Below are 21,077 nucleotides of genomic sequence, written 5' to 3' on the forward strand. Positions count from 1 at the left end.
AAGGAACAAGAACCATGAGCCTCGTTATCTCCTCTGTGAACCGACATTTCGATCTGGATAAGGGCCGCCAGGTCCAGGCCCTCAAAGGCATCGACCTTGCTGTTGGCCAGGGTGACTTCGTTTGCCTGCTCGGCGGTAGTGGCTGCGGTAAGAGTACACTGCTGCGCCTCATCGCCGGGTTGGACCAGCCGAACAGTGGCAGCCTTACCCTGAATGGCACCCCCATCGACCAACCACGTGACGAGGTTGGCATCGTCTTCCAAGAGCCACGCCTGCTACCATGGCAACGGGTCTCCGCCAATGTGGGCTTTGGCCTTAAGGGTGTTGAGAAGGGGGCCAAGAAGGAACGCATTCAAGGGATCCTGGATGAAGTTGGCCTTGGCGATAAGGGTAAGTCGTGGCCACGCCAACTCTCCGGCGGTCAGGCACAGCGTGCCGCCATCGCGCGCGCGTTGGTTCAGGCCCCAGAACTTCTATTGCTGGATGAGCCGTTCTCCGCGGTTGATGCCCTCACCCGCGCCGATCTGCACGAGCTACTGCTCGGCCTATGGCGGGAGCATGGCTTCACCACCATCATGGTGACCCACGACATTGATGAAGCCTTGGCCCTTGCCGACCGTATCGTTGTGATGGGTGCCAATCCTGGCCGCCTGGTCGGTGAAGTGCTGGTAAGTCAGCGCCGCCCACGCAATCCAAGTGCCCCGGGGCAGCAGCAGCTGCGCCGAACCATTCTAGACATGCTGGCCCAAGGCAAAGCCCGCCAGCCCGACCCCTCAACGAGAGAGAACCAAGATGACGAACAAATCCGACGCGTTGCGTGAGCTTCAGGCACCCTTAAAAGCGCAATACCGTGAAGATCCGGATAGCGCGGTTATCACCCTGAAAGCTGATGGAGAGCTAGAGAGTGACAAGATCGTCTGTAAGGTCGATACGGGTAAAGCGCTGGTCGAAGCTGGCCTCCACCCCGCAACCGGTGGTGACGGGCTCTCCGCTTGCTCCGGTGACATGCTGTTGGAAGCCCTCGTCGCCTGCGCCGGCGTTACCCTTAAAGCGGTTGCCACGGCACTCGATATCCAGGTCCGTTCCGGCCAGGTGAAGGCCGAGGGCGACCTCGATTTCCGTGGCACCCTCGGTGTCGATCGGGAAGCTGCAGTCGGCTTCCGCGATATTCGCCTAACCTTTGAGTTGGACACAGACGCCGATGATGAGCAGGTGGCAACCCTGCTCAAACTCACCGAGCGCTATTGCGTGGTGCTTCAGACCCTGCAAGCGGGCCTGACCATCGACAGCAAGATCAAGGTCGCTGCTTAAGCGAGCTCGGCCTGCTTTGCCTGCTCGGATGATGTGTTGGCCAACACCGACACATCACCGGTCGGCGACTTGTTCACCAGTGCGGTGTAGTCGTCGATCAACAGCTGACAAACCGATCCTGGCGTGAAGGTCATCTCATCGATCTGACCAACCGGCGTGACTTCAGCGGCGGTGCCACAGATGAACACCTCTTTCGCCTGGCTAATCTCGTTCGGCATGATCGCCCGCTCAACGATGTCGATCCCACGATGCTTCGCAATATCGATCACGGTTTGGCGGGTGATGCCATCGAGGAAGCAGTCGGGCGTCGGCGTGTGCAGCTTTCCATCAGGCATCAGGAAAAAGATGTTAGCGCCGGTCGCCTCAGCCACCTGCCCACGATAGTCGAGCATTAGGGCGTCGTGAAAACCTTCACTCTCAGCGGCGTGCTTGGAGAGGGTACAAATCATATAGAGGCCCGCAGCCTTCGCATGGACTGGCGCACATTCCGGGGCCGGACGACGCCAATCGGCGGTCTTCAGCTTAATGCCTTTCATGCGGGCGGCTGGATCAAAATAGCTGGGCCATTCCCAGGCCGCGATGGCGAGGTTGATTTTGGTCTGCTGGGCCGAGATGGCCATCATCTCCGTGCCGCGCCAAGCGACAGGACGGACATAACCATCAACAATGCCGGCCTCTTCAATCACGGCCTTACAAGCGGCATCGATTTCATCGGCCGTATAAGGGATCTTCATGTCCAAGGTGGAGGCGGAATAGATCAGGCGCTCGGTATGCTCACGCAGTTTAAAGATCTCACCGCCGTAAACCCGTTCGCCTTCGAAGACGGAACTGCCATAATGGAGGGCGTGTGAGAGCACATGCAGCTTGGTATCACGCCAAGGCACCACGGTGCCGTTGATCCAGATATGACCATCACGGTCATCGAACGGAATTATTGACATGGTTTGGTGTCCATTTTGTTATTTTGTGACTCTCTATTGATTGTTTCGCGTAACATTCGCCTATAGAAATGTCAACATGACTGACATATCTCCATCTGCTGATCCGCTGTTCCTACGGGAGGAAAACCTCCGTCGTGGGATCGAAATGATGTTCTTCGCTTATCGGGACTTCACCGGCAAACCCGATGAAATCCTTAGCGAAATTGGGCTGGGCCGGGCGCATCACCGCGCGCTGTACTTCATTGGCCGCCATCCGGGCATCAATGTGTCAGAGCTGCTATCGATTCTGCGCATAACGAAACAATCCCTGTCCCGGGTGCTTAGCCAGCTGATTGACCAAGAGTTCGTTGAGCAACAGACCGGGGTGCAAGACCGCCGCCTGCGCCTGCTGCACCTGACCGATAAAGGTAAGGATTTGGAGCAGCGCCTGACCGATGTGCAAAAGCAGCGTTTCGCCGCCGCCTTCAGCGATGCCGGGGCGGAAGCGGTTGAAGGTTTCCGCAATGTCCTGCTTGGCATGATTGCCGATGAGGATCGCGCCCGTTTCGATGAGGATGATCCAGGTACACCTGAAGACCCAGCAACACCGCTGGGTTGGAACCCAAGAAGTGCCAATGGCTGACACCGCCACACCACCGCCAGTAGAACCGGATGAGGCAACCGCAGAGGCGCCGCACATCCTTGTGGTGGATGACGATAAACGCCTGCGCCGGTTGTTAAGCCGGTATCTCGGAGAGAATGGGTTCCGGGTGACCGTGGCAGAGAATGCCGAGCAAGCCCGTCGTCAGTTCGGCGGCCTACAATTCGACCTAGCCGTACTAGATGTGATGATGCCGGGCGAAGATGGCACGGACCTGACGGCCGCCATCCGGCGCGGCGACGGTATGTCTGCCGACCACCAGCACTTGCCCATTCTATTGCTCACCGCCCGGGCGGAAGCAGAGGATCGGATTAAAGGGCTAGAGGCGGGTGCCGATGATTACCTGCCCAAGCCATTTGAGCCGAAGGAACTTCTGCTTCGCATCAACTCGATCCTACGTCGTTCAGCGCCACCACCGGCGCCAGCTGAAACGGTAAGCGAGGGTCCAGTCCGGCTTGGTCGCTGGGTCTTCAACCCGGATCGTGAAGAACTGATCGGTGAGGATGAAACCGTCCGCCTAACCCAGACCGAGACCAAGCTGTTGCGCGCGTTGGCCAAGCGACCAGGCGAAATTGTCTCGCGGGAAGAACTTGGCGATGGGGCTGATATGGGCAGTAATACCCGCACTATCGATGTCCAGATCACCCGCCTACGCCGGAAGGTTGAGGTTGATCCCAAAAACCCGCGCTTCCTGATGACCGTTCGAGGGGAAGGCTATGTCCTCCGCCCTGGCGAATAGCGATAAGCCCAATAACCCTACAAAGCCTGGCGACCCAACGCCTGGGGAGTTTGGCTATTACGAGCATGCGCTAACGGTTCGGCGGCGCCCCCGATCCTGGCTGAAGAAGATCCTGCCGCGCACGCTGTTTGGGCGTGCCCTAATGATCATCGTGACACCGGTCGTCCTGGTGCAGATGATCGCAACTATCGTCTTCTATGACCGGCACTGGGACACCATCTCTGAGCGTCTCTCAAAAGCCGTTGCGGGTGAGATCGCCCTGGTCGTTGGCGAGCTTGAGCGTGATCCCTCACCGGCAAACCAACAGCGCCTGTTTGACCTGGCGGCTGATAGCACGGCCCTGCTCTTCTCCTACACCCCCAATGCCACCATTGACCCAACATCACCGCGCGAATGGTGGGACCCCTATCTCCGCCGATGGCTGAACCAATCAATTGCCGAGAAGATCCCATACAGCTTCCGGGTCGATCCTTGGTTTGCCCAGGACTGGGTTGAGATCAGCATCCAGCTTGATGATGGCGTCTTGCGGGTCATCGCACCGCTGCGCCGGTTCTTCAGTTCCACCATCTATGTCTTCATCCTTTGGATGGTTGGATCATCGGTGCTGCTGTTCTCAATCGCCATCATCTTCATGCGCAACCAGATCAGACCGATTAGGCGGCTTGCCCATGCGGCAGAGGCCTTCGGTAAAGGCCGCGAACTGCCGGAGACGTTTAAGCCTGAGGGGGCGGATGAAGTTCGCCAGGCTGGTATCGCCTTTATGGTCATGCGCGACCGGCTGATCCGCCAGATCGAACAGCGCACAACGATGCTCGCCGGTGTCTCCCATGACCTTAGGACCCCGCTAACCCGGATGAAGTTGCAGCTTGAGATGATGGGTGATGAGGAAGAGGTCGATGATCTGCGCAGTGACCTCACAGAGATGGCCACAATGCTTGAGGGGTACCTCGCCTTTGCCCGTGGTGAGGGTGGTGAGGACACCAGCAACACCGATCTCTCAACCATGGTTCAAGAGATCGCCAATGATGCCAGGCGCCAGGGCGTGGAGATGCATGAACGCGTTGACCCGGGCATCCGGCTTCCCGTCCGGCCAATGGCATTGAAGCGCGCATTAACCAATCTGGTAACCAATGCGGGCCGCTATGGCACCGCGTGCTGGCTGTCCCTGACCAGAGAACCAAAGCGGGTCATCATTGCGATTGATGACAATGGCCCCGGCATCCCCGCCGATCAGCGTGAGGATGTCTTCAAGCCGTTTATGCGCCTCGACCCATCGCGCAATGTGGAAACCGGCGGCATTGGCCTCGGGCTCACCATCGCTAGGGACATCATCCGCCGCCATGGTGGTGATATCTTGCTGGATGAGAGCGCGCGCGGCGGCCTGTCCATTACCGTGATCTTGCCCGTCTAAACGAAGCATTACCGCGGCGTTAGCCTGACAGCCTCTGCCGCTATTCACGGAACCTTCATCACCAGGTGAGCAAGCTTGGTCAGATGGAGCTTTCCGATTCCCCATATGCACGCCATACTCATGTCGCGGTGCACCAAAAGGGTGCCCAAGGCACCCGCACCCATACCGGTCATGATTGGCTGGCGGTTCTGCTGGATCGGGGGAATGCCGAGAATATGCTGGGCTATCGGATAACGATTTTCCGCCTCTACGGCTTCGACGTTCATGTCGATATTAGCTGGTTTATTCTCTCTGCCCTAATCATGTGGACCCTGGCGGTGAATTACTTCCCGTCCGCCTATGCTGGCCTGCCGCCAGAAACCTATTGGCATATGGGTATCGCCGGGCTGATCGGCCTCTGCTTCTCCATCGTCATGCATGAAATTGGGCACGCCCTCGTTGCCCATTACTTCAAAATGCGGATCGGCGATATCACGCTTTGGATCTTTGGCGGCGTCGCCGATATGGATGAAGAGCGCCAGGTTCCGAAGCATGAGTTGCTCATGGCCTTAGCTGGTCCCGCCATGTCGGTCGCCTTGGCCGGCGTCTTCTATTTCGGGTTCCATGTTGCTGGTGGATATCGTGAGCAGACGGTGATCAGTACCCTCGCCGCCTATCTCATCGTGGTTAATCTGGCCCTAGCGATCTTCAATATGATCCCGGCCTTTCCGCTCGATGGCGGTCGGGTGTTACGGGCCGCCCTTTGGCATTGGCGTAAGGACCGCTTATGGGCGACCCGAATGGCTGGCCATGCCGGGTCAGCGCTGGCATTCCTGCTGGCCGTCTGGGGGACCGCACAGGTGATGGATGGCAATCTGTTGGGCGGCCTTTGGGGCTTCCTGCTCGCCATCTTCATCACCAACGCCGCTGAGAATAGCATACGCGACGCAACGGCCCATTCGGTCTTTACCGGGCATCCGGTTAGCCGGTTTATGCGCGCCGATGTGGTGACGGTCACCCGCGACCTGTCGATTGAAGACTTCATCAACGACTACGTTTACCAGCACTATATGAAGGTGTTTCCGGTGGTTGAGAATGGGCGCCTAATCGGTCAGGTATCGGTGGACGCCATTCGCGGGACGGATAAGGGCCAATGGCCCTGGCGAACGGTGGGCGACTATATAACCGCCGTTACCCATAATACGATCATCGATCCGCAAGCCGACGCAGCGGACGCCATCGACCGCATGCGCCAGTCCGGCGCGGCAAGCCTAATGGTGATGCATGATGGCGAGTTCTTAGGCCTCGTATCCCTACGTGACCTACTGCACCTACTATCGATGAAACTGCGCCTGGAGCCTGAGTTATCGGCCCGCAGTACCGGTGGTAGCTAACGCGACGTTAGTCGGTTTTGCCGCCATGCTCAGCTGACCAGGTCACAGGCTTTTTCAAGAAGGCCTCAACGGTCTTAACCGTATTGCTGTCGAGATACTTCTCTTCCTTCGCAACCTTCAGCACATCCCACCAGGTGGTAAGTGAGTGGAGCTTAATCTCAAGCTCAGCCATGGTGTTCAGGCTGGCGTCAAAGATGCCGTAATGGAAGATAACGAAGGTGTCGTTAACCTCAGCGCCCGCTTGGCGCAGCGCATCGACGAACCGAACCTTAGAACCACCATCGGTGGTGAGGTCTTCCACAAGTAGAGTGCGAGCCCCCTCTGGCAGATCACCCTCAATCTGCGCCATCCGGCCAAAGCCCTTTGGTTCTTTGCGCACATAGCACATCGGCAGATTGAACCGCTCAGCCAGCCAAGCGGCGAACGGGATACCGGCGGTCTCACCACCAGCAATGCAATCAAAGCTCTCAACGCCCACATCGCGGATAAGCGTGGTGACGGCAAAGTCCATCAGCAGCTGACGAGCGCGCGGGAATGCGATGATCTTCCGGCAGTCGATGTAGACCGGGCTCTTCTTACCTGAGGTGAAGGTGAAGGGCTCTTCAGCGTTGAAGTGCACCGCTTCAATCTCAAGCAGCGTACGGGCGGCAACCTCGGCAATCTGCGAGCGGTCGGGCAATCCAGCGATAAGGGTCATGGTTCGAACCTTGGATCCCGTTAGGGATCAGTGTGGGGGGAGATGGCTTATCGGCGATCCAGCCGACAATGCGCGTTTTGTAGGCCCCCACACCTACAAGCGCAACTGCAATCCCCAAGCGTGAGATCAGTTCTTCACTAGCCATAAGCGACTTCAGGTAACCACAGCACCAAGTCGGGGAAGAAGAAGACCAAAGCAATCGCTGTCAGCTGCAACAGGACGAAGGGGATAATGCCCTTATAGATGTCCATGGTCGTCACTCCAGGGGGCACCACCCCCTTGAGATAGAACAGCGAGAAGCCCACCGGCGGTGTTAGGAACGATGTCTGCAAACTGACCGCAAACAAAACCACGAACCAGTACAGCTGATCCTCGCCACCAAGGCCGAGCACATCGAGGTCCAGGCCAGCCACAACCGGCGCCATGAGCGGCAGGAAGATCAAGGTGATCTCAAGCCAATCAAGGAAGAAACCGGCCAGGAATGCCAGGAACAGGATGAACACGACGATGCCGACATCTGGCAGCGGCAGGCTGGTCAGCACGTGCTCAATGAACGCATCACCGCCGAGCCAACGCATGGCCAACGCAAAGGCGCTAGCGCCGAGGAAAATGCCGAAGATGAAGGCCGTGGTCAGCATGGTCTGCCGCCCAACCTCATCAATCACCTTCCAATTTAGTTTCTTATTGGCGAAGGCGAGCACGGTCGCGCCAAAGGCACCAATACCCGACGCCTCGGTCGGTGTTGCGATACCGAAGAAGATCGAGCCAAGAACCGCCAAAATCAGAACAATCGGCGGCACAACGGCCAGCAGGGTCTCAAAGATCAGCTTGCCAGTAATCGGTGGCAGGCCGGTCGGGGCCGGCGCCAGGTTCGGCTTAATGTTCGCGGCCACCAGGATATAGGTGATGTAGAGCAGGCCCAGCATAACGCCTGGAACCAGCGCCCCCATGAAGAGGTTACCAACCGACAGTGACAGCTGGTCGGCCATGATCACCAGCATAATCGATGGCGGGATCAGAATGCCCAGCGTACCAGCCGAGGCACAGACGCCAGATGAGAACGCCTTGGAATAGTTCTGCTGCAGCATGATCGGCATGGACAGCACGGCCAGCAGAACCACCGAGGCGCCAACGATGCCGGTAGAGGCGGCAAGCAGGATACCGATGATCACCACGGCAAGTGCCAGGCCACCGCGGAACCGGCCAAAAACCTGAATGAACTTTTGCATCAGGTTCTCGGCGATGCCCGATCGCTCAAGCATCAAGCCCATGAAGATGAACATGGGCAAGGCGACGAGAACCCAGTTCTCCATCAACGACCAAACCCTGTCGACGATCGAGCCAAAGCGCGACCAATCATTCATGAAATAGGTGTCGAGGTCGTAGAACTCAGCGCCATAAACACCGATACCGGCGAAGATGAACGACAAACCACCCAGCAGCCAAGCAACTGGAAAACCGGTGAAGAGCGTCAGGATGAACGCGCTCAACATCACGATCACAATGATTTCGTACTGCTCTAGCATCCTGGGTGTTCCGGTTTGGTTGGGCTGACCTGCAGCCACGGGCGTTGTTGCGACGGCCGGGTTTGATTTAGGCCGGTGAATTTGGGTCGGTCGTGATTAACCGAACTCCCCATCATGTTCGTGGGGAATGGGGTCTTTAGGATTGGCGGGCGGGTCATTGGCATGGGGCGTTGCCGGGGTACCCGGTGTCGCGCGCCAACCAATGATATAGGCCGCAGCACGGGTCCAACGGGACAGCGCGGCCAAGATCATCAGGCCAAAGCCAATGATGATGAAACTCTTAATCGCCCAACGGTAAGGCAAGCCGTCAGGGGCAATCGAGACCTCGTTGGATTCGTAGGATGACTCAACGAAAGCAAAAGCATTCCAGAACACAAAGATCAGGAATGGTAGCAGCAGCACAAGAATACCGATCGCATCGACCCATGCTTTGGCCAGCGGCGGAAACTTCTCATAAACGATATCAATCCGGACATGCCGGTCATGAACGATGGCGTAGGAAAGCCCGATCATGAAACCAACGGCATACATGTGCCATTGGATCTCCTCCAGCATGATTGAGCCCTGGTTAAAAACGTAACGCAGGATCACCTGGAAGATGATCACACCGACGAGGATGATCCAAATCCACGAGGCGAGATGACCGATCCGGTCAATCAACCCATCGAGAAAACGCGAAACCATGGTCGTCGGCAGAACAAACCCGGCCGCGTCTGGCGCGGCCGGGCTGTTCGGTTGCGATTGACCAGTGGATTGTTCTGGCGAGACGTCAGAGGCCACTGATTTCAATCCCTTACTAGTGTTGTTGGAAGGCCAGTTATTAGGCCCCGGCGTTATTAGTTAGCGCCGAAGTCGCGAGGCAGATAGCCAAGACGCTTCCATGGGGCATGCTCAGCCTGGAAGGCACGCATGCTCTCAAGGATACGCTTGAACTGTGGGTCTTTCTCAGCTTCGCGATCCAACACAACGTCAGCGGTCTCACGCAGGGCGGCCAGAACGTCGTTTGGCAGCTGAACGGCGGTAACGCCATCGGCTTCAAACTCGGTCAGGACAGCACCTTGGAGTGCTTCAGCGCGGGACGCAGCATAGATCACGCCAGCCATGCAGGTGGTCTCGATCTGGGCTTGTTGCGTAGCCGACAGTTCTTTCCAGCTATCCATGTTCACATAAAGGAACTGGCTGGTGGATGGCTGGTGCCAACCTGGCAGGTGGTAGAACTTCGCGACCTGGCTGAAGCCAAGCTGCTTATCAACCGTTGGCAGGGAGAATTCGGTAGCGTCCAGAACGCCTTTCTCCAGGGCTTGGTACAGCTCGCCACCTGGCAGAACGGTCACGGAAGCGCCCATTTCCTGCATGATCTTACCGCCGAGGCCGGCAGCACGGAACTTCAGGCCTTTGAACTGCTCAACGCTCTCAATCGGGAAGGTGAACCAACCAGCCGCTTCTGGGCTGATGGTGCCGCAATAGATTGGGTAGACGTTGAAGGGCTCATAGAGCTCTTTCACGAGGTCGTTGCCGCCATGGAAGTACATCCAGGAAGCGTACTCAATTGGCTCAAGACCGAATGGGGTCGCACCGAACAGAGCGGAAGCGGGGATTTTGCCCTGCTCATAGCCCATCCAGGAGTAACCAGCGTCGATCTTACCTTCAGACACAGCGTCGAAGATGCCGAGTGCAGGGACCAGCTTGTTTGGCTCAAACACCTCAAAGGTGATGTCGCCGCCGGACACTTCGTTGATCCGCTCAGCAACCCAAGGAAGGGTGTCGCCAAGGGCGGTCAGGGTCGAAGCAAAAGAAATTGGAACAGCCCAGCGAACTTTCTTCGCCAGAGCTTCGGATGGTGCGACCGTAGCGGCCAGTGCACCAACCATGGCGATAGCAGCAACGCCACCGACCAGTTTACGGAGATTTTTGTGAACCATGAGCTTTCAGACCTCCCTGCTCTTTGGTCAAACAACCGGGCAACGGATGTGCCACCGGCTGACAGAACTGACCTTGATCGACATCAAATTTACGCCGATTTCAAAGTCCAGCCGCTGTTCGAATTATTGGGCTGCTGCCGTCTAAAATGCCCAGAAAGTGCTGATTCATCCGACGGCGCTAGCCATGAGAAAACAAAAACTTAAGGCAGGGTGACTATCGCAAAATTCGTTTGCATTCAAGCATTCGCCATGTTGCAGCGCAGCGTAGATTTGGGAACGTTAAAGTATCTGGTAAGCGGCGCTGAAAAACCTTATCTCAGTGGGCGCGTTTGTTTTTGAACAGCCAAGTTCTGGGCTGAGCAATATACGACAATAACTAATGACAACCCGACAGCACCTTGGGGCCGCTGCAATCTATTGCTGCCCTTGTTAATCGGGGACAAACCATAGTCTTCAAGGGAGGTTTTCATACCATGAGCCGCACTGTCAGCCATTGGATCAATGGTCAGGTCGCCGCTGGCGCCTCCGGTCGCCAAGCCGATATCTTCAACCCCGCAATTGGTGAACCAGTCGCCAAGGTGGACCTCGCCTCAACCGCCGAGGTTGATAAGGCCGTCGCCAATGCCGCCGAGGCATATAAAGAGTGGCGTGAGGTAACGCCGCTACGCCGCGCCCGGGTGATGTTCAAGTTCAAGGAACTGATCGAGGCCAACCATCGCGAACTGGCCGAGATGATCACCACTGAGCATGGCAAAACCGTTTCAGATGCCATGGGTGAAGTGGTGCGTGGCCTTGAGGTTGTTGAGTATGCTTGCGGTATTCCGCAGCTTCTCAAAGGTGAGTACACCGAGCAGGTGGGTAGTGGCGTTGATGCCTGGACCACCCGCGAGCCTCTGGGCGTCGTTGCGGGGATCACCCCGTTCAACTTCCCCGCAATGGTCCCGATGTGGATGTTCCCGATGGCAATCGCCTGCGGCAACACCTTCATCCTTAAGCCATCTGAGCGCGACCCAACTATCAGCATCCGCCTTGGCGAGTTGCTGAAGGAAGCAGGCCTGCCAGATGGTGTGTTCAACGTGGTCCAGGGCGATAAAGAAGCCGTGGATGCCCTACTCCATCATCCCGATGTTGAGGCGATCAGCTTTGTCGGCTCCACGCCAATTGCTGAGTACATCTACACAACCGGCACCTCGACCGGGAAACGGGTTCAGGCGCTTGGCGGCGCTAAGAACCACATGGTGGTGATGCCAGATGCGGATATTGAGCAAGCCACCGACGCCCTAATCGGCGCTGGTTATGGCTCGGCTGGTGAACGCTGCATGGCGATTTCAGTGGCTGTGGCCGTTGGTGAGGCTGGCGATAAGCTGGTTGAGCAACTCACCCCACGGGTTCGTGGCCTTAAAATCGGCCCCGGCATGGATGAAGAAGTTGAGATGGGCCCGCTGGTCACGCGCCAGCACCGCGATAAGGTCATGGGCTACGTCAATAAGGGTGTCGAGGAAGGCGCCGACCTGGTCGTCGATGGCCGCGACTTCTCAATGCAGGGTTACGAGAATGGCCACTTCATCGGTGGCTGCCTGTTCGACAATGTCACCCCGGACATGACGATCTATAAGGAAGAAATCTTCGGCCCCGTCCTGTCGGTCGTCCGCGCCAATGACTTCGAAGAAGCGTTGAAGCTGGTTAATGAACACGAATACGGCAATGGCACGGCCATCTTCACCCGGGACGGTGATGCCGCCCGCGAATACAGCCGTCGCTGTAATATCGGGATGGTCGGTGTGAATGTGCCGATCCCGGTGCCAATGGCGTTCCACAGCTTTGGTGGTTGGAAGAAATCCCTGTTCGGTGATCATCACATGCATGGGCCTGAGGGCGTGCGCTTCTACACCCGTCAGAAGGCCATCACCTCACGTTGGCCAACCGGCATCCGCTCAGGTGCTGAGTTCGTTATCCCAACGATGAAATAATTGGGCAGTAAGTAACTTTAAGACCTAGCGGCCCGCATCGGTCAGACCCGGTGAGGGCCGCCAAGGCATTGGCCGTGGCTTGGCCCGATACTCGGTCAGAATTTCCGTTAGGGTCGCGACGGGCCGCTCATCCAGATCGACCCGAAAATCGATTGGGCACTCATCAATATCCGGATAGTCAGGCGACCAAACCTGCAAGCAGGCGGACATGCGCCCCCGCTTATCCCCACCCATGGCATCACCGGCCATCAACGCACTCAGTAGCCGATCAGCCAAGGGCCCAGTGGTGGTATTAAACCGCTCCACCATGGCAGGCAGCACCTGGTCATTAGCCAACATATTGCCGATCGCCAGGCAATCGCCATCAGCCAAGTGATCCGCCAGCGGCGTACAGTGATCACCGGTCCATCCAAACAGCTGCCCCTTAAAGGTGGCATAGGCATATTGCCGGTTGGCCGGGGCAAAATTCTCAATGCTATTGGCAAGGTGCCCTGGATGGTCTGGGCCTTTTGAACCGGCAAGCTCGTCCAACATTGTCTCCGCCATCAGCAGATGGGCGAAATGCTGGGTGGCCACCACCCCAACGCCGGGGCGGAACCTTGGCACAATGCCGCCAATCGCGGGCCAGCAGCTCGCACTGCTGAGGCCGACGGCGCCGGTTTGGTTGTCATACGCCAGAAGCGAAAACGTCATAACGGCCTAATCCTACCATGCCTCAGGCATTTCAGCACAAAGAGGACAGATGTTCGACGTGATGGACTATGCAAGCAACGCGCCAGCGCTTACCTTGCCCCGGTTGAAGAATAGCGGCGCCATGACCGAACCAGACCGCTAGTCACCATCACAAATTGGGGGAAACCAGCCCATGTCCGTCACAATCCTGGGCCCACAGCAGCTGCTGATCGGCGCTGATGCACTGACTGAGATCACCGATGTGATGCGCCGCCTTGGCGTGTCCAAACCGCTGATCGTCACCGACCCCTTCTTGGCGGATAACTTATTGATGCGGCGCCTAACGACCCCGCTCCAGAAGGCGAGTATTGAGTTCGCCATCTTCCATGAAACCGTGCCTGACCCAACCACTGATGTGGTTTATGCCGGTGTTGATCTAATGCTGGCAGGCGAGTTTGACTGCCTGATCGGTTTTGGTGGCGGCAGCCCAATGGACACCGCGAAGGCCATGACCATCATCCATGCCGCCCGCGAAGCCGGTGAGAGCGGTATTATGCGCGATTGGAAGGTCCCAAACAGCGCCGATATGGAGGCACTGCCGGTCATCTGCATTCCAACCACCGCCGGTACTGGGTCGGAGGCGACGAAGTTCACGGTCATTACCGATACGGCGACCGATGAGAAGATGCTGATCATGGGAATGGCCGCCCTGCCCACCGCCGCCATCGTCGACTACACCCTCACCTTCGATAAGCCGATGCGCCTGACGGCCGACACCGGCGTCGACACCCTAACCCACGCAATTGAGGCCTATGTCAGCAAGAAGGCCAGCGCCTATACCGACATGCTGGCGTTACGCGCCATGCGCCTGGTTGCCGATCACCTGCGCGATGCCTGCTTTAAGCCGAAGGATAAAGAGGGGCGTGAAGGCATGATGCTGGCCGCCAACTTGGCTGGCATGGCGTTCTCCAACTCCTCAGTGGCATTGGTCCATGGGATGAGCCGCCCAATCGGCGCCCATTTCCATGTGCCGCATGGCCTATCAAACGCCATGCTATTGCCTGCGGTGACAGAGTATTCGTTGAATGCGGCCCTGCCCCGTTATGCCGATTGTGCACGGGTCATGGGTTGGGCAAATGAGGATGATGCCGACCAGCTGGCGGGATCCAAACTCCTCGACGGCTTGCGCCAGCTTAATGCTGATCTCGAGGTACCAACGCCCGAAGCCTACGGCATTGATGATGAGCGCTGGAACAGCCTGCTAGACACCATGGCGGAACAAGCCCTGGCCAGCGGCAGCCCGAACAATAACCCACGCGTACCCGCCGCTTGGGAGATCGTGGACCTTTACAAGCAAGTCTACGCTTGAGCGCGACCAGCGATACCGAGACCGGCATAACCAACGAGCAATTGGCGCAACGCCTGTTTCTGGCGTTATGCCTGCTTGAGGTATTGATCATCCTACTACGGCTGAGCCCTAGTACAGGTGAGTTCGCCTCAGCGGCGCTACGCCCGATTGGTGGCGCAGGGCTGCTAATCCTAACCGCTTTAGCGATGCCGATGGCCGGGCGTTCTGCCCTGCTTGTCGGTACGCTGGCCGCTGGGTTCTGTCTCGCGATTTTGCTTACCGGCGGGGCCGGCGTTGAGAGCCTGATCGACGGGTTAGCAAGGGCCTTACTGTTCGCTGGTTTTCTACCCGCGCTCTATCTCTTGCGGGCAACCGCTGATCGGCAATCGCGGGTTCGCCTAAGCCGCCGACGATTGGCGGCCCTCCCCGCGGGTAGGCGCGCCGATGGCATCACACTCGGCAGTCATGGATTTGGGGCGGTGCTAAACACCGGCAGCTTTCCCATTATGTCGGCCGTTGTGCCCGCCGATGCTGATCTTCAAGAACGGCGGCGGTTTGGCCTTGCCGCCCTGCGCGGGATGAACCTGGCGCCACTATGGTCACCCTTCTTTGTCGCCATGGCGCTCGCCAGCAGTTATCTGCCCGATACCGCGCTGATACAGATTGCGCCGGTGGGTCTGGTGATCGCCGCCCTTTCACTAACCGTTAGCATCACCCTGTTTGGGCGGGTGAAAGGGTTTCATTGGGGATGGCTGGATGGCCTTAAGGCCCTGGTACCGGTTGCCGGATTGCTCGCCAGCCTCGGCGCTGCCGTTGTGGCGACATCCACCTTAACCCCACTCTCCACCTTAGAGGTCATTGTCTTGGCCGTGCCGCCCCTTTGCATGGCCCTGATGATGGGCCGTACTGGTGGGGCAAGGCTTGTACTGACCCAAACCTATAAACGGATGGGGTCTGGTTTCGATGATCTGATTATTGTCGTTGCCGCCATGACCTTGGCTGCGATGGCGGCCGAGCTGACCTTCGCTGGCGACATCATTCGGGACCATATCGGAAGCCAGCCAGTACCATTGGCCATACTGGGCCTGATCCTGCTTTGCGCGCTACCGTCATTACTGGGGCTACACCCAATGATCCCAACGGCGGTGATGCTTGCGGCTATGACGGCGGAGGGACCGTCCATCGGCCTAGCGCCGTTGAACGATCTGGTGCTGATGGGTGCTGCCCTCACTGCATGGTCGGCTGGCACCATGTGCTCCGTCTCATCATTGAGTGTGGCGGTCTGCGCAGGCCTGTTCCGGGTGCCCGCATGGCGCTTAATGGCCAGCCCCAACCTTGCTTTCGCCGGACTTGTCATCCTGATTGCGACTGCGGTCCTATCTGCCGTGCAATTTCTGCTTAGCTAGTTTCCTTGCGGCCTACGAATCAGCCCACTATTTTCGCGACTTAGCAAAATGTTGAGGCCACCGATGATGGAACCCGACTCGCTGAGATGCGTGGCGGGCATGTCGCGACCTAAGCGCTAAGCATTTGATTGGCAATGGATACTCAAAACACCATTTACCCACAAAAAGAAATCTTAACCGCCGATCTTGCTTGTATGAAACCGGCTTGATTGGTGAAGTTCCAGTTCACGTAAAGTGCGGCGCGTTAACCGGCCCGTCACTTGCAAGAGTACAGAATATCGGCAGGACATCACCCGCCGCTTGATGAGAGAGACGATCAACATGCCCCATCCCATGGTGGCCAAAATCTCAATCGCCGCGCTGAACGCGATGCCCAAGGACGACTTTGTGGCCGCGCTTCGCCCGATTTTTGATGAGATCGACGATCCGTGGATCGCTGAGCGGGCATGGACCGCCGCGCCTTTCCGTGATGTGGCATCACTTCACCAGGCTATGGTGGATGCCGTCGACCGTGCGTGTACGCAAGATCAGATGGAACTGCTGGCCCGCCAAGATGATCTGGAGAACCGTAAGAACGGCCTCTATTTCCGGCGCTTCTCACCAGAGCAACAGGCTGATGTGCGTGACGCCAGCCAGGTTTATGAAGAGACCTTTGGCTATCCATTCCTTTGCGCGTGTCACAATGTCTGCGCCAATGAGATTCACGGCAAACTCACCAATCGCCTAAAGAACCCGCCGAAGCTTGAGCGGATCACAGCGTTGAGTGAGCTGGCCAAGATCGCCAAGGACCGCCTTCAGGCCATGGTGGTGGACACACCGCCACTGGCAGCAAATGCCCCAGCCGCCGGTGCTGCGGCAGTAGCGGGCGCCTAGCCAACACAGTTCTAACCATCACCTTGATTTGCCAGATCGAACGCAACAGCGCCGATCAACCTCGCTGCATGCCCTAGATCTGGCTTAGCCAAAGATCGATTTCGATCAATGCCAAGATAGCTTCGGTTGGGCAGCATGATCGCGGCCGCTGGTATCTCCGCTGCCGCCAACACCCCTACAGTGGAAGAACGGCCGCAGGTCACATCGGTCCATCGAAGGCTAGCGTGCTTCGCCTCACGCCGAAGCTGATCTGAGAGTTTCTCATCAAGCGGTTGGTACCCGCGAAGTTGCTTGATGTCACAACCAACAGTAACGCGCCAATCGCCCTCAACAGAGAGGTTCATGACCAATTCCTGCGCGGCCTCAAGCAACGCCTTCAACCGATCCTCATTCCCCATATAGACAGACCAATCGATGGCGATCCGTGCCGGCACCGAGCCCGGTAAGAACGGGTCGATATTCAGCTTGGCAACCGCTGAGCGGATCTGTGGCTGATCATCGGTCGACCATTCATTAACCAACCCCTCAAGTGCCGCGACGAGCTGCATGCCGCCGATTAGGGGATCGCGCCGATGCTCCCGATCCGTTGCCCCAACCGGGCTGGACCGGCCAGCAAGCCGCAGCTTCAACACCCCATGGGCATCGACACCGTCAACAATGCCCAAGGTCATATCGCTATCGGCAAGGCTGGGCCCGGCATCGAACATCGGCTCAAGATACTGGGCAATCGGGTTTAGCCGGGATCGCGGTAGGGCGGATGAGAAAGTCTCAAACATCCGCTCCAACGTGTCATCAAGCCGGATGCCACGCTCATCGACCAAGGCCCTGCAGGCCTCAAGTGACAGCATGCCCACCTTCACCTGTGCCCCCATGAGGGCCGGTGGGAAACGGTCGCCCTGGACATTGCTCCAAGCGATAGTCTCGATTGAGCGCTGAAGCTCCAGGCCACTATCTTGAATGGCCTCAAGTACCTCTAGGCCGATTAGCACGCCGGTTAGACCGTCAAAGGGATGCCCCTCGGTAACCGTGTCGATATGGCCGCCGATAACCACCGGTGGCGCTTCCCGGTCCTGGCCAGGTAACCGGATTGAGAGATTGGCAATCTCATCAAGGTAGACCTCGAAGTCCCTATCCTCTGCCCAGTTCACCAGCAAGGACCGGCTGGCCAGATCCTCAACAGAGAAGGCGGCACGGTCTACCGTATCATTCGCCAGGGCACCGATCTGGGCCATGCGCTGATGCCGGGCGTAAAGGCGCCCCTCATCAATCGCCCGTCTGAGCTTTTGTTGTTGATCAAGCTCGACCATCGCCCCGATTGACCCCTCAAAACATCCCGCAAGCGCTTGCGGTGAAACAAGCATGGTCACTTTCTAATACGGGCCGTAGCGTATCATGGCTGCCATGCGAACAGCGAATATCAAAAACACCAACAACGCTCCCGGCATTATGTCCTCACCCAATCTGGCCCCCCTCCCCGATTTTGATCCCTTAACCAGCAGTGGCTTTGACCTTCGAACCGCGTATCAAGGCAGCAGCCTGGCCGGTTTTAGCAATGCGCTGGATGAGTTGCGGGAGGCTGCGGACCGCCTACGACAGGACGACGATAAATCGCGCCTAGGTCAGGATTTGGAGATGTCGGTGGTTGAGGCCGCCCGGACAGTTCAGCAGCATATGCTGGGCCAGCTTCGCCACCCTGAGCCAACAAACCAATTTAAAGCCATCCGCGCAGATGGCGCCGAGGCTGATAAAGCGCTGCAGAATTTAATGGCTGAAGCGGCGAAATACGCCAAGCGCAGCCAGCAGATACTGGTGCTGCCCTCCAATGGTCCACTGGCAGATACGGCCCATCTGGATGACCTCATTAACGCCGTCGATAAGCTGCGTGAAGTATCACCCAGCCTAGCCAAGGCAGGCCTTAAAGAAGACCAGGACCCGGTGACTGGCTTGTTGGCTGATCCGGACCCGGCGGCGATGCAGCGCTTTGCCCAAGATACCGCGGTCACACTTAGCCTGATCGATGATCAGATTGTGGGACCAAAGGCAGTCAGTGATGACTTCCAGAAGCATCTGACCATTGATCGTCAAATCCGTCCGCGGCTTCAACAGACAATGACCGCCTTAAGCGAAACCGCCCCACTCGCGGAAATAGGTCAGCAGGCCAAGCTCATCAGCAGCCCAACCGAGCGCCTTACCTATGTTCAGGACGCGCTGCGCCTGATGCAGAGCTCAGATACTGAGCCGACCATTGAGGGCGCCGTACCGGCGGAAGGTGGCGCATTAATCCTGCCCGGCACCGCAAATGGCGATGCAGCAAGCGCGGCGGGCCTGATCATCAGCGATGACATCATGGCTGAACTGGACGCGGTTACGACATTTGAGAACCGTCGTCAGGATCCCCAGATTGGCAAGGCGGTCATCGCCTTCGGTGAGGCCCATGCCGGGCTCAAGCAACAGTTTGAGGCCCTATTCACCGATGGTGAAACAGCCGATGGCCAGCTAGCACTAGAGACCACGGCCGATGGCGACACCAAACTCGACCTGACCGACCGTGCGAAACTCGGCCGGGCCATCGCGGTGCGGGAGCGGATTGATGCCCTCTATGCCAAGCAACCAGTCCAGGCACCTGAAACCACCGCCGTCATCCTGGCCACTACCCCACAAGCCGAATTGGACCTTATCCAAAACAGTCTTAGCGATACGCTCGGCGATGGCTATCGCGGATCGCGAGACTGGCAGGACCCAACGGCCCGGCTAGCGCTGGATATCGAGATCGCTGCCGCCAGCCTGGCCGATCAGGAAGCGGAGATTGAGAAGCTGGTCGGTCGACCCGACCTGGCCGACAGCCTGGACGGCCTGCAGCATGCCGGGCTAGATGAAGACAGCCTGAGCCGACTGCACCAGAAAAATGCCGTGGAGGCCCTGATCGATCGCTTCCCTAATACTGCGGCCAGGATTGAGGCCGCCCTTGGGATGAGCCTTCAGCGGCCAGACTTCGCCGCCATGGGCGTTGAGCTGCCAACCGCATCCAGCGATGCAGAGCTAGAGGGCCCAGATCAAGGCCAAGGACTGATCCTACCGCCGGGTTACAAGCGTTGATTGCAACAGAGCTTTAACACTGGCTTTCAACGCGTTCGGCGATAATCAGGGCATCCAAAAATCTGATTATCCACGACTGAGATGGATTTGAGAGAGCCAACAGTTGCTGGGACGGCCAATGCCGCTAACCAGCCCGATCTACGGATGGTAGTTGCCCTGCCGCGTAGTGGCTCGACCATGACCATGTGCCTGCTGGCTGAGCATCAGATGATTGGCGTCACCAGCCGTCTGACCCTGATGGGCAATATGCAGCCCCGAACTGGCGCGCGCGGCGACTACCGCCCCTTCGAACCCGATTACAGCATCTATGACGGCCCGCTGGCTGATCCGGCCCACCCGATCTATGCGAAGGCGCAAGAGAAGGGGTACCGGGTCATCGTCTCCAAAGAGGAGACGGGCAACGATCTGGCAACCGGGACACCTGATCTAAACGAGGTTAACTACCCCGTTCTACCAAATGATGACGCCATCAGAACGGCCCGCCCGGTGTTCCTGGTTCGCGAGCCAAAGGCAGCGTTTGACAGCTGGCTTGCTAAGGGCTGGGACGACATCGACGCATTCATCACCGCTTACAAAAACATCGCCGATAGCTATGATCGCGCGAAGTCAGTTGTGCCTGGCACCCGGATCATCAGCTATGACGCCATGGTGGAGAATGAGCGCAACCAGGAGATGATCCTGCGCGGCGTCACGAGCCATTGGGGCCTGCCCTTCGACCCGGCGATGATGAGCTACGACAATAAGGAGTTTGGCCAAAACTTCCTTTACCGCAGCACACGAGAGCAGGACATCTACACTAAAGAGAACCCGAAGGGTCTGTTCTCCTCCGTCATGGCGCATTCAGGTGTTCAGCACACCGATGGGGTTGCAACCACACGGGTGAAGCATGGCCTAATAACGACAGACCAGGTGGAGCGGCTAGACCGTGAATTGGGCGATATCTTTGCCCGACTAGATACCGAATGCCGCCTCCAGGCCTTCAGAACGCAGATGATCCTGAAGGGACGACCTGTCCGGTTTGATCATGAGCTTGATAACGCGGCCAATGACGACAACTACGGCAAGAAGGCACCGGAGCAGAGATTTACTGCACCGGTTGCCGCGCTAGGCTAGGTTCACTGCGCCGCGACTGCCTCGCTAACATAAGCATCA

19 protein-coding genes are annotated in these 21,077 nt (G+C 57.8%); 12 read left to right on the top strand and 7 right to left on the bottom strand.

Annotation, left to right across the window (positions count from 1 at the left end; all coding sequences use genetic code 11):
• Positions 1–14: 14 nt before the first annotated feature.
• A complete protein-coding gene (locus KI792_10680) occupies positions 15–821 on the top strand; it encodes an ABC transporter ATP-binding protein (GenBank protein MBV6633480.1) in 807 nt (268 codons plus the stop codon).
• Positions 793–1,311: an OsmC family protein gene (locus KI792_10685; protein ID MBV6633481.1), complete on the top strand. Its 519-nt coding sequence runs from the start codon at positions 793–795 to the stop codon at positions 1,309–1,311. Before KI792_10680 ends, KI792_10685 begins: the two co-directional genes overlap by 29 nt.
• Here the strand turns inward: KI792_10685 and KI792_10690 are convergent.
• Positions 1,308–2,252, bottom strand: a complete 945-nt coding sequence (locus KI792_10690; protein MBV6633482.1) for a branched-chain amino acid aminotransferase — start codon at positions 2,250–2,252, stop codon at positions 1,308–1,310. The genes KI792_10685 and KI792_10690 overlap by 4 nt on opposite strands.
• A gap of 76 nt (positions 2,253–2,328) precedes the next feature.
• Here KI792_10690 and KI792_10695 point away from each other — a divergent pair, with 76 nt between their 5' ends.
• From KI792_10695 to KI792_10710, 4 genes are all read left to right on the top strand, one after another.
• Entirely contained in the window at positions 2,329–2,874 is a 546-nt protein-coding gene (locus tag KI792_10695; protein ID MBV6633483.1) for a MarR family transcriptional regulator, read from the top strand.
• Positions 2,867–3,631, top strand: a complete 765-nt coding sequence (locus tag KI792_10700; protein MBV6633484.1) for a response regulator transcription factor — start codon at positions 2,867–2,869, stop codon at positions 3,629–3,631. The genes KI792_10695 and KI792_10700 overlap by 8 nt, the downstream gene beginning before the upstream one ends.
• Positions 3,609–5,042, top strand: a complete 1,434-nt coding sequence (locus KI792_10705; GenBank protein ID MBV6633485.1) for a HAMP domain-containing protein — start codon at positions 3,609–3,611, stop codon at positions 5,040–5,042. Before KI792_10700 ends, KI792_10705 begins: the two co-directional genes overlap by 23 nt.
• Before the next feature lie 83 nt (positions 5,043–5,125).
• Positions 5,126–6,415, top strand: a complete 1,290-nt coding sequence (locus tag KI792_10710; protein ID MBV6633486.1) for a site-2 protease family protein — start codon at positions 5,126–5,128, stop codon at positions 6,413–6,415.
• 7 nt (positions 6,416–6,422) lie between these two features.
• Here the strand turns inward: KI792_10710 and KI792_10715 are convergent, their stop codons facing one another.
• From KI792_10715 to KI792_10730, 4 genes are all read right to left on the bottom strand, one after another.
• Complete coding sequence (locus KI792_10715; protein MBV6633487.1) at positions 6,423–7,112, bottom strand: orotate phosphoribosyltransferase; 690 nt, start codon at positions 7,110–7,112, stop codon at positions 6,423–6,425.
• A gap of 137 nt (positions 7,113–7,249) precedes the next feature.
• A complete protein-coding gene (locus KI792_10720; GenBank protein MBV6633488.1) occupies positions 7,250–8,638 on the bottom strand; it encodes a TRAP transporter large permease subunit in 1,389 nt (462 codons plus the stop codon).
• Between the two features lie 96 nt (positions 8,639–8,734).
• Positions 8,735–9,322, bottom strand: coding sequence for a TRAP transporter small permease subunit (locus KI792_10725; protein ID MBV6633489.1), 588 nt, complete (start codon positions 9,320–9,322; stop codon positions 8,735–8,737).
• Between the two features lie 152 nt (positions 9,323–9,474).
• The gene (locus KI792_10730) at positions 9,475–10,509 is read right to left on the bottom strand and encodes a TRAP transporter substrate-binding protein (GenBank protein ID MBV6633490.1); all 1,035 of its coding nucleotides are present in this window, start codon (positions 10,507–10,509) and stop codon (positions 9,475–9,477) included.
• 524 nt (positions 10,510–11,033) lie between these two features.
• Between KI792_10730 and KI792_10735 the strand changes: the two genes are divergently transcribed.
• Complete coding sequence (locus KI792_10735) at positions 11,034–12,530, top strand: CoA-acylating methylmalonate-semialdehyde dehydrogenase (protein MBV6633491.1); 1,497 nt, start codon at positions 11,034–11,036, stop codon at positions 12,528–12,530.
• Between the two features lie 24 nt (positions 12,531–12,554).
• Here KI792_10735 and KI792_10740 read toward each other — a convergent pair whose 3' ends face one another.
• On the bottom strand, positions 12,555–13,223 hold the full coding sequence (locus KI792_10740; GenBank protein ID MBV6633492.1) for a DUF1028 domain-containing protein: 669 nt from the start codon (positions 13,221–13,223) through the stop codon (positions 12,555–12,557).
• A gap of 172 nt (positions 13,224–13,395) precedes the next feature.
• On the opposite strand from KI792_10740, the gene KI792_10745 reads away from it, so the two are divergent.
• From KI792_10745 to KI792_10755, 3 genes are all read left to right on the top strand, one after another.
• Positions 13,396–14,571, top strand: coding sequence for an iron-containing alcohol dehydrogenase (locus KI792_10745; protein ID MBV6633493.1), 1,176 nt, complete (start codon positions 13,396–13,398; stop codon positions 14,569–14,571).
• Positions 14,568–15,956 (top strand): hypothetical protein, encoded by a 1,389-nt coding sequence (locus KI792_10750; GenBank protein MBV6633494.1) that lies wholly within the window; start codon positions 14,568–14,570, stop codon positions 15,954–15,956. Before KI792_10745 ends, KI792_10750 begins: the two co-directional genes overlap by 4 nt.
• A gap of 321 nt (positions 15,957–16,277) precedes the next feature.
• Positions 16,278–16,829, top strand: coding sequence for a 2-oxo-4-hydroxy-4-carboxy-5-ureidoimidazoline decarboxylase (locus KI792_10755; GenBank protein ID MBV6633495.1), 552 nt, complete (start codon positions 16,278–16,280; stop codon positions 16,827–16,829).
• Positions 16,830–16,840: 11 nt separating this feature from the next.
• On the opposite strand, the gene KI792_10760 is transcribed toward KI792_10755, so the two are convergent.
• Positions 16,841–18,190 (bottom strand): hypothetical protein, encoded by a 1,350-nt coding sequence (locus tag KI792_10760; protein ID MBV6633496.1) that lies wholly within the window; start codon positions 18,188–18,190, stop codon positions 16,841–16,843.
• Positions 18,191–18,275: 85 nt separating this feature from the next.
• Between KI792_10760 and KI792_10765 the strand changes: the two genes are divergently transcribed.
• Positions 18,276–19,925 carry a hypothetical protein gene (locus tag KI792_10765; GenBank protein MBV6633497.1) on the top strand — a complete coding sequence of 550 codons (1,650 nt, stop codon included), beginning with the start codon at positions 18,276–18,278 and terminating at the stop codon, positions 19,923–19,925.
• Between the two features lie 87 nt (positions 19,926–20,012).
• Positions 20,013–21,038 carry a hypothetical protein gene (locus KI792_10770; protein ID MBV6633498.1) on the top strand — a complete coding sequence of 342 codons (1,026 nt, stop codon included), beginning with the start codon at positions 20,013–20,015 and terminating at the stop codon, positions 21,036–21,038.
• Positions 21,039–21,077: the final 39 nt, after the last annotated feature.

The organism is Alphaproteobacteria bacterium SS10 (assembly GCA_019192455.1).
GTDB lineage: Bacteria > Pseudomonadota > Alphaproteobacteria > TMED2 > TMED2 > TMED2.